Origin of the sequence: Microcoleus sp. D3_18a_C4, assembly GCF_036702415.1 — a bacterium.
In the GTDB taxonomy this organism is placed as follows: Bacteria; Cyanobacteriota; Cyanobacteriia; order Cyanobacteriales; family Microcoleaceae; genus Microcoleus.
The window spans coordinates 1-2,019 of sequence record NZ_JAUBTI010000132.1 but is presented as its reverse complement, the minus strand read 5'-3'; the positions used below and the strand labels follow the sequence as shown (position 1 = coordinate 2,019).

The 2,019-nt window shown below is 44.8% G+C and carries 1 protein-coding gene; it reads right to left on the bottom strand.

Annotated features, from left to right (window positions below; translation table 11 throughout):
* Positions 1–142: 142 nt before the first annotated feature.
* A complete protein-coding gene (locus tag QUB16_RS30275) occupies positions 143–1,444 on the bottom strand; it encodes an ABC transporter substrate-binding protein (RefSeq protein WP_333321866.1) in 1,302 nt (433 codons plus the stop codon).
* Positions 1,445–2,019: the final 575 nt, after the last annotated feature.

The window sequence follows — 2,019 nt, the reverse complement described above, 5'->3', positions numbered from 1 at the left end:
TTCTAACTCTTTGTGGAACAGGCATCTTGCCTGTTTCTAACTCTTTGTGGAACAGGCATCTTGCCTGTTTCTAACTCCTTGTGGAACAGGCATCTTGCCTGTTTCTGACAGAGGCAAGATGTCAAATTTACGAAGCTTTGGGTTATTTCAAACTCCCTAATAAATTGCGAGTTTCGCTAGCTGCTGCTTTCATTGCTTGTTCTGCACTCATTCTCCCGGTAAAAGCTGAACTCAAATAGCGCTGCAAAATATCAGAAGCTTGAGCGTATTGTGCCAGGGGCGGGCGCAAAGCCGATCGTTCCACTACTTTTAGCAGTTGCGGGTAGTGGGGATATTTGGCGACTATTTCTTTGTTGGTAAATAGGGATTTGTAACTGGGAACTAAACCGGTTTGTAAAATAAATTTGCGTTGGGTTTCCTCGCTGGTAAGGTACTGAATTGCTTTCCACGCTTGTTCTGGATGTTTTGAGGTTTTGGCAATTCCCCAGCCCCAGCCGCCCAAGCAGGAACCGCCTGTTTGACCGGTACTGCTGAGCATTGGCTCGATCGCAATTTTACCTCTAACATTCGATCCTTCGGCATTTGCCAGCTTCCAAACATAGGGCCAGTTTCGCAAAAACAGCGCTTTACCGTTTTGAAACAACAGCCTGGTTTCTTCTTCGCCGTAGGTGGTTACACCCGGAGGAGAAATGCCAGAGGCGATCGTATTTTTGAGAAATTCCACTGCTTTAATTGCCTCCGGTTTATCTAAGCCAACTTCAAAAGTTTGCGGGTTAGCCCAAAAGCCGCCGAAACCGGAGAGCACTTCAACAAACATCGCAGATACTCCCTCGTATTGTTTACCTTGCCACAGATAACCCCAAGTTGCTTTTCCCTGTTTCTGCAAGTTTTGAGAGATTTTTACCATCTCTTCAAAGGTTTTCGGCGCTGGAATTTTCGCTTGTTCTAAAATGTCTTTGCGGTAATAAAGCATTCCGGCATCGGAAGCGTGGGGAATTCGGTAAAGTTTGCCCCGATACCGCCCGCCTTCGACGTTACCTTGGATGAATTTTGATAGTTGTTCGGGGGGAATTCTGTCTGTCAAATCGCTTACCCAACCTGCGGCTGCAAATTTGGGAACCCAGACAATATCCATGTTGATGATGTCGTAGGGCGATTCGCCTAAAAGAAAGGCAGATGTGTAAAGATTTTCTATGAGGTTGCTGTCAAAAGGCCCTTCTATGAGGTTGATGCGAATGTCGGGGTTTTTCTGTTCAAATTCTTTGACAAAGGGTTTCCAGTTAACAAGGTCTTGACCTTGCATTAACATGGTGATCGCGACTGGCTGTTGAGTCAGTGCCGGCAGAATAAATAAAAGCAAGACGGTGGCTAATGTGACAGCGAATAAGGCTAAAAGACGGGGGCGCTTCTGGCTTCGTTGCAGCAGGGAATTTATTTTTTGCATTTGCTTTTGAGGAATGGCGGTGCGATCGCCTTATTTCTCTCATAACTCGCTTTCTTTTGTTTCGCTGGATTTAGCGAGTTTGTGCAATAAAAGTTTAACTAAACTTTAGCTTACTTAATAATGCTTGAGTGAAGAGTGCACATTTTGATTTAAGTAGGTGAAAGGGGAGTTGAGTAGACATCTATCTATAGAGAGATATTGAGAAAATTGTCTAATATATAGCAATCCTAAATCATTTGTGAATTTCTTACTCCCTCCCCTTGGTAAGGGGAGGGTTGGGGTGGGGTAAAAAGTTGACGACTCATTTAGGATTGCTATAGCAGTTGTCAATCGGATGAAACTCACATCTTGCACCATTGTCAAGAACAGGCTTTTCGGCCTGTTCCACAATGAAATTCATCTCTTGTGGAACAGGCCGAAAAGCCTGTTCCTAAACAAGTAATTGAGAATTGTGCAATATCTCAGATGAAACAAAGTAGGGACTTACACCCAGCCTAAGTGGGAGCATCTCAGTTTTGCATTTACAGTGCGAGCGTCCCCGCTCGCGTATTGTACAATACGCGAGCGGGGACGCT

Excerpts from the sequence above, each read along its gene's own strand:
- QUB16_RS30275 (WP_333321866.1), bottom strand. The coding sequence starts at position 1,444 with ATGCAAAAAATAAATTCCCTGCTGCAACGAAGCCAGAAGCGCCCCCGT.